The 6,946-nt window shown below is 70.6% G+C and carries 9 protein-coding genes; 5 read left to right on the top strand and 4 right to left on the bottom strand.

Annotated elements, in window-relative coordinates; translation table 11 throughout:
* Positions 1-41: 41 nt before the first annotated feature.
* A complete protein-coding gene (locus ACFTZL_RS38200; RefSeq protein ID WP_184598572.1) occupies positions 42-245 on the bottom strand; it encodes a hypothetical protein in 204 nt (67 codons plus the stop codon).
* Between the two features lie 9 nt (positions 246-254).
* Positions 255-893, bottom strand: a complete 639-nt coding sequence (cofC, locus tag ACFTZL_RS38195; protein WP_382593018.1) for a 2-phospho-L-lactate guanylyltransferase — start codon at positions 891-893, stop codon at positions 255-257.
* A gap of 159 nt (positions 894-1,052) precedes the next feature.
* Here cofC and ACFTZL_RS38190 point away from each other — a divergent pair, with 159 nt between their 5' ends.
* From ACFTZL_RS38190 to ACFTZL_RS38180, 3 genes are read left to right on the top strand one after another with little or no spacing between them, the layout of a single operon-like run.
* Entirely contained in the window at positions 1,053-1,856 is an 804-nt protein-coding gene (locus tag ACFTZL_RS38190) for a lysophospholipid acyltransferase family protein (RefSeq protein WP_382593015.1), read from the top strand.
* On the top strand, positions 1,853-2,863 hold the full coding sequence (locus tag ACFTZL_RS38185; RefSeq protein WP_382593012.1) for an NAD(P)H-dependent glycerol-3-phosphate dehydrogenase: 1,011 nt from the start codon (positions 1,853-1,855) through the stop codon (positions 2,861-2,863). The genes ACFTZL_RS38190 and ACFTZL_RS38185 overlap by 4 nt, the downstream gene beginning before the upstream one ends.
* 59 nt (positions 2,864-2,922) lie before the next feature.
* A complete protein-coding gene (locus ACFTZL_RS38180; protein ID WP_382593009.1) occupies positions 2,923-4,098 on the top strand; it encodes a D-alanine--D-alanine ligase family protein in 1,176 nt (391 codons plus the stop codon).
* Between the two features lie 24 nt (positions 4,099-4,122).
* On the opposite strand, the gene ACFTZL_RS38175 is transcribed toward ACFTZL_RS38180, so the two are convergent.
* Both ACFTZL_RS38175 and ACFTZL_RS38170 read right to left on the bottom strand, forming a co-directional pair.
* Positions 4,123-4,641, bottom strand: a complete 519-nt coding sequence (locus tag ACFTZL_RS38175; protein ID WP_382593006.1) for a DUF3515 domain-containing protein — start codon at positions 4,639-4,641, stop codon at positions 4,123-4,125.
* Positions 4,642-4,661: 20 nt separating this feature from the next.
* Entirely contained in the window at positions 4,662-4,895 is a 234-nt protein-coding gene (locus tag ACFTZL_RS38170; RefSeq protein WP_382593003.1) for an Lrp/AsnC family transcriptional regulator, read from the bottom strand.
* 206 nt (positions 4,896-5,101) lie between these two features.
* Here ACFTZL_RS38170 and ACFTZL_RS38165 point away from each other — a divergent pair, with 206 nt between their 5' ends.
* Both ACFTZL_RS38165 and thiD read left to right on the top strand, forming a co-directional pair.
* Positions 5,102-6,067, top strand: coding sequence for a thiamine-phosphate kinase (locus tag ACFTZL_RS38165; protein ID WP_184598561.1), 966 nt, complete (start codon positions 5,102-5,104; stop codon positions 6,065-6,067).
* Positions 6,064-6,855, top strand: coding sequence for a bifunctional hydroxymethylpyrimidine kinase/phosphomethylpyrimidine kinase (gene thiD, locus ACFTZL_RS38160; protein ID WP_382592999.1), 792 nt, complete (start codon positions 6,064-6,066; stop codon positions 6,853-6,855). Before ACFTZL_RS38165 ends, thiD begins: the two co-directional genes overlap by 4 nt.
* Positions 6,856-6,946: the final 91 nt, after the last annotated feature.

Genomic DNA, 6,946 nt, shown 5'->3' with positions numbered 1-6,946 from the left:
CTCCCGCATGGAGTCCGGCCCGCGGCGTGTTCAAGCAGAGGTCAGAGGGTCTGCAGCGTCACCAGAGTGATCCTGAGGTCGTCCTTCGCGCCTTCCACCTCGATGCGCACACGCTGCCCGGGGCGCAGCAGCCTCAGACCCCCCGCGTCGAACGCCGGCGCGTCGAAGGGCACCGGGGTGCCGTCGTCCAGGAGCACCTGCCCGCTGCGGCTTTCGGGGTCGTACGTGTACGCGGTCGCCTGCATGGCCGCAGCCTACTGCCCGGGGATCAGCAACCGCGCGGCGGCCGCGGCCGTATGAGGACCGACCCCCAGGGCCAGCGCGTTGCGCAGGTCGTCGCCGGTGTCCACGTCCTGGCGTACGGAATCCACGTCGGCGAGGCGCAGTTCCACGGCCCCGGACGCGCGGTGCCGGGCCCGGGAATCGGTGCCGAAGGCCGGGAGCAATTCACTTCCCGGGCCGGCGGCCAGCAGGGTCGTACCGATTGCGGCCGCGTCCGGCAGAAATGCGCGCGGGAATTCAGTGGCCGCATCGAGTACCCGAGTCAATTCCGGCGGGCGCAGTGCCGGCAGATCGGCGTTGAGCGCGGCCACCGGACTTCCCGGGCGAGTGGACCGTATGATCCCCGCCCCGTGTGCGAGAGCGGCGTTGAGGCCGCTTCCCGGCTCGTCGGGGATGATCGCGGCGCCGAGTACGGCCAGCTCACGGCCCGCCCGGGCGTCGTCCGTGACGACTGCCACATCCCGTACCGCGGGGCAGGCCAGCGCGGCCGCCACGGTGTCCTGGGCGAAGGCGAGCGCCAGGCCGGGCCGCAGCCCGTCGTCCGCGGTGTCCGCAAGCCTGCTCTTGGCCTGGGCCAGGGGTTTCAGGGGTACGACCAACGTCCACTGCACAGGTGTTCCGTCCCTCTCTTGTCGCGGTCATTGTCACCCGGGGCATCGGGCGGCGGGCGGGTCGGGGCGTACGGTGTTCTCGACAGACCGGCGGCCTGGGGCGACACTTGTGCGGCCCCCCGGTGGCTCCCGCTTCAGGCCCTAGAGGAAGGTGTCCGCGTGCCCCGCCGCAGAATCGGCTTCTGGTACCGCTTCGCTGCGGTGATCTGCAAACCGCCGCTGGTGGTTCTGCTCAGGCGGGACTGGCGCGGAATCGAGCACATTCCGGCTGATGGTGGATTTATCACCGCGGTGAACCACAATTCGCACATCGATCCCTTCGCTTACGCGCACTTTCAGTACAACACCGGGCGCGTCCCGCGATTCCTCGCGAAGAGCGGGCTTTTCAAGAGCGGATTCGTCGGGGCCGCGATGCGAGGCACCGGGCAGATCCCGGTCTACCGCGAGAGCACGGACGCGCTCAGCGCATTCCGGGCCGCGATCGAGGCCGTGAACCGCGGTGAATGCGTCGCCTTCTATCCCGAGGGCACTCTCACCCGCGACCCGGAAGGCTGGCCCATGACCGGCAAGACCGGGGCGGCGCGCGTCGCCCTGGAGACCAAGTGCCCGGTGATCCCCGTCGCCCAGTGGGGCTGCAACGAGCTGCTGCCGCCGTACGCGAAGAAGCCGCACCTCCTGCCGCGCAAGACGCACCGCGTGCTCGCCGGACCGCCCGTGGACCTCACACGGTTCTACGACCGGGAGATGACCGCGGATCTCCTGAAGGAAGCCACCGAGGTCATCATGGCCGCCGTCACCTGTCACCTCGAGGAGATCCGCGGGGAGAAGGCGCCCGCCACGCCCTACGACCCGCGCCGGGAGCGGATCGAACAGCGGCGCCGCACCCAGGCGCAGACACCGCGGGGCGGGCAGGAATCGGTGCAGTCCGTGCAGTCGGCGCAGGAAGAGGGGCTGGGCAAGTGAGCAAGCCGGTCAAGGCGGCGGTCCTGAGCGCCGGTTCGTGGGGCACGGCGTTCGGTATGGTGCTCGCCGACGCGGGGTGCGAGGTCACCCTGTGGGGGCGCCGTCCGGAGCTCGTGGAGGCGATCAACTCCACCCGGACCAATCCCGACTACTTCCCGGGCGTCGAGCTGCCGGAGAACGTACGGGCCACCACGGATCCCGCGGAAGCCGCCGCGGACGCCGACTTCACGGTCCTCTCGGTCCCCTCGCAGACGCTGCGCGGCAACCTCGCCGAGTGGAGCCCGCTGCTCGCCCCGCACACGGTCCTCGTGTCGCTGATGAAGGGCGTCGAACTCGGCTCCGCGATGCGGATGAGCGAGGTCATCGACGACGTCGCCAAGGTCGGTCCGGACCGCATCGCCGTGGTCACCGGCCCCAACCTGGCCCGGGAGATCGCCGCGCGGATGCCGGCCGCCGCCGTGGTCGCCTGCACCGACGAGGCCGTCGCCCAGCGGCTCCAGGCCGCCTGCCACACGCCGTACTTCCGCCCGTACACCAACACCGACGTCGTCGGCTGTGAACTCGGCGGCGCGGTGAAGAACGTCATCGGGCTGGCCGTCGGCATCGCGGACGGCATGGGCCTCGGCGACAACGCCAAGGGCTCGCTCATCACCCGCGGTCTCGCCGAGACCACCCGGCTCGGCATGGCCCTGGGCGCCGACCCGCTGACCTTCTCCGGACTCGCGGGCCTGGGCGACCTGGTGGCCACCTGCTCCTCGCCGCTGTCCCGCAACCACACCTTCGGTACCAACCTCGGCAAGGGCATGACCCTGCAGGAGACCATCGCGGTCACCAAGCAGACCGCCGAGGGCGTCAAGTCCTGCGAGTCGGTGCTGGATCTGGCCAAGCGGCACGGAGTCGACATGCCGATCACCGAGACGGTCGTGGAAATCGTGCACGAGGGCAAGCCTCCGGTCGTGGCTCTCAAGGAGCTGATGTCGCGCAGCGCGAAGCCCGAACGACGCTGAGCGACGCGACGCCGGGGGCGCTGTATCCCGGCCTTACCAACGGGTACCCTCAACCCGATATGAGCACCGAGAACCTCCCCCAGAGCCCCGAGCAGCCGCCTCGCAAGCCGCGTGTGGCCGTCGTGTTCGGCGGGCGCAGCTCCGAACACGGGATCTCCGTGGTCACCGCTGGCGCCGTCCTCAAGGCCATCGACCGGACCAAGTACGACGTCCTGCCGATCGGCATCACCCAGGACGGCCGCTGGGCGCTCACGGCGGACGAACCGGAGCGGATGACGATCGTGGACCGGCGCCCGCCGAGCGTCGACGCGCTCGCCGAGTCCGACGAGGGCGGAGTGATCCTCCCCGTCGACCCCGCCAACCGCGAAGTCGTCTACAGCGAGCCGGGATCGGTGCCCAAGGCGCTCGGCGAGGTCGACGTGGTCTTCCCGGTGCTGCACGGCCCGTACGGCGAGGACGGCACCCTCCAGGGCCTCCTGGAGCTCTCTGGTGTCCCGTACGTGGGTTCGGGTGTGCTCGCCTCGGCCGTCGGCCAGGACAAGGAGTACATGAAGCGGGTGTTCACCTCCTTCGGGCTCAAGGTGGGCCCGTATGTGGTGGTCCGCCCGCGCGAGTGGGAGCAGTCCGCCCCGAACGGGGACAAGGGTGCCGCCGCCCGCAAGAAGATCGTCGACTTCGCCGGCGAGCACGGCTGGCCGCTGTTCGTGAAGCCCGCGCGGGCCGGTTCGTCCATCGGCATCACCAAGGTCGACGACCTCTCCGGACTCGACGAGGCGATCGCCGAGGCACAGCGGCACGACCCGAAGATCCTCGTGGAGGCCGCGCTGCGCGGCCGCGAGATCGAGTGCGGCGTCCTCGAGTTCGAGGACGGCCCCCGGGCCTCCGCCCCCGCCGAGATCCCCTCTCCCGAGGCGCACGCGTACTACGACTTCGAGGCCAAGTACATCGACTCGACGCCGGGGATCGTGCCCGCGCCTCTGACGCCGGAGGAGACGGCCGAGGTCCAGCGCCTGGCGGTCGACGCCTTCGACGCGGCGTCCTGCGAGGGCCTGGTCCGCGCGGACTTCTTCCTCACCGAGGACGGCGAGTTCGTGATCAACGAGATCAACACGATGCCCGGCTTCACGCCCATCTCGATGTACCCGCAGATGTGGCAGGCGAGCGGGGTGTCCTACCCGGAGCTGGTGGACCGCCTGGTGCAGGCGGCACTTCGCCGTTCGACGGGCCTGCGCTGAATCGACCGCGCGTCGCAGGAGGTGTCAGGAGGCGATCCCCTCGGGGATCGCCTTTTTCACGGCGGAGGCAAGATCGATCAGCACCCCGGAGCTGTCCGGCCCCTCCGGCACGCGCACTTCCACGTACGCCTCCCGGTTGGCGGTGGTGAAAACGTGCCCTCCGTCGCCCCGTTCCTCCATCAGCCAGTCCACCCCGTTCACACCTCCGGCGACCGCGTCCGGATCACGTCCGTCCGCCACCTTCGGATCGACCATCTTCGGCGGCTGCGGAACACCGCAGCGCAGTATGATCGCCGGGCTGCCCCAGCCCGCCGTCAGCGCCGACGCGGGCTCGGGATCCTCGCGACGCTCACCGTCCACCTTCGCGGGCAGTACCTTGTCCAGGTTCCGGCACAGTTCCATGGCCTTGGTGCCCGGACTGGGAACCGCCGCCGACGCGCTGTCGTCTGCTGAGGAGCAGCCCGCGGCAGTGATCAACAGCGCGAGAGCGGGCAGGCGGAACATGCGGAAGACAGAACGGTGCCGGTGACGGAAAGAGTTCACCGGCACAGGGTAGACGGGGGCTAGATATGGACGACCGGGCAGGTCAGGGTGCGGGTGATGCCGTCCACCTGCTGGACCTTGGCGACCACCAGGCGACCGAGGTCGTCGACGGTGTCGGACTGGGCCCGCACGATGACGTCGTACGGTCCTGTCACGTCCTCGGCCTGGACGACCCCAGGGATCTTGCTGATCGTCTCGGCGACGGTCGACGCCTTGCCGACCTCCGTCTGGATCAGGATGTACGCCTGTACCACGGAACCTCCAGGGCGGCCACGAGGATCATGTGGGGAAAAGGAACGCCACGGTATCGCGTCGCCGCTCACCACGGGGAGACCCGCGGGGACCGGGTCTTGCGCGCCGGGGTGCAGGTCCGGCAGAACTTGACGGTCATGTCGACCGTAGCGAGGCACGAGACGCCTCGCGACCGGGCATGGACAGGGACAGAAGGGGAGAAAGGGCGATGAAGGGCACTGTTGGTGAGCTCGGTGAGTTCGGGCTCATCAGGGAGCTCACCTCCCGTCTGACCACCACCCCGGCGGTCCGGGTCGGCCCCGGCGACGACGCCGCCGTGGTGGCCGCGCCCGACCGCAGGGTCGTGGCCAGTACGGACATCCTGGTGGAGGGCCGGCACTTCCGCCGGGACTGGTCGACGGCCTACGACGTGGGCCGCAAGGCGGCCGCGCAGAACCTCGCCGACATCGCCGCCATGGGCGCCGTACCGACCGCGCTGCTGCTCGGTCTGGTCGTCCCGGCCGAGCTGCCGGTGACTTGGCCGAGCGAGCTGATGGACGGCTTGCGCGACGAGTGCCAGGTGGCGGGTGCCGCCGTGGTCGGCGGTGACGTCGTACGCGGCGACTCGATCATGGTGTCGATCACGGCGCTCGGCGATCTGCGCAACCAGGAGCCGGTGACGCGGGCGGGCGCGCAGCCCGGTGACCTCGTCGCGGTGACCGGCTGGCTGGGCTGGTCGGCGGCCGGGTACGCGGTGCTGTCGCGGGGGTTCCGCTCGCCGCGCGCGTTCGTGGAGGCCCATCGGCGCCCTGAGCCGCCCTATCATGCGGGTCCGGCCGCCGCCGGGCTCGGGGCGACCGCGATGTGCGATGTGAGCGACGGGCTGATCGCCGACCTCGGGCACATCGCCGAGGCCAGCAAGGTGCGGATCGACATCCGCTCCGGGGCGATCGACATCCCGACCCAGATGAACGACATCGGGCAGGCCGTCGGCGTCGACCCCATGCAGTGGGTGCTGACCGGGGGAGAGGACCACGCGATCGTGGCGACGTTCCCCTCGGACGTGAAGCTGCCCGCTCGCTGGAAGGTCATCGGCGAGGTCCTCAACCCCTCGGCGCTGCCCCAGGTCACGGTCGACGGGGCGCCGTGGACCAGCAAGGGCGGCTGGGACCACTTCGGAGACATAGAGTCATGATCCCCAACGTCCTCACTGTGGCAGGCTCCGACTCCGGCGGAGGCGCGGGCATCCAGGCCGACCTGAAGACGATGCTCGCGCTCGGCGTGCACGGCATGAGCGTCGTCACGGCGGTGACCGCTCAGAACTCCCTCGGTGTGCAGGGGGCTTGGGAGCTGCCCGTGGAGGCCGTGCGGGCCCAGTACCGCAGTGTCGTCGACGACATCGGCGTCCAGGCGGTCAAGACCGGGATGCTGGCCTCCGCGGAACTCGTGGAGGCGGTGGCCGAGTTGCTCGCGGGGACGGACGCCCCGGCGGTCGTCGACCCGGTGGGCGTCTCCAAGCACGGCGACTCCCTGCTCGCCGCCTCGGCGCTGGACTCCGTCCGCACGAAGCTGCTGCCGGTGGCGACGGTCGCCACCCCGAACCTCGACGAGGTGGCCCAGCTCACGGGGGTGCGGGTCGAGTCGGAGGAGGAGCTGCGGCGGGCCGCGGCGGCCGTGCTCGGGTACGGGCCGCGGTGGGTGCTGATCAAGGGCGGGCACCTGCCCGGGGACGCCGTCGATCTGCTCACCGACGGCTCCGAGGAGCACTGGCTGCGGGCGCCGCGCCATGACAACCGGCACACGCACGGTACGGGCTGCACCCTGGCTTCCGCGATCGCCGCACAGCTCGCGAAGGGGCGGTCCGTGCCGGAGGCGGTGACGGCGGCCAAGGAGTACGTCACGGGGGCCGTCGCGGCCGGCTTCGCGCTCGGCGGGGGCATCGGGCCGGTGGATCACGGCTGGCGGTTCCGGGCCGGGTTCTGAGCATCCGGCTCTTGCGGTTGGCTCTTGCGTTCGGCTGTTGCATTCGGCTGTTGAATATCCGGGCACGGCAAAGAGCCGGTCCACCTGAGGT

This window comes from Streptomyces sp. NPDC056948 (genome assembly GCF_042674225.1).
GTDB lineage: Bacteria > Actinomycetota > Actinomycetes > Streptomycetales > Streptomycetaceae > Streptomyces > Streptomyces purpurascens.
Note: the sequence above shows the minus strand (reverse complement) of the source record. Positions and strands in the feature narration are given on the sequence as shown.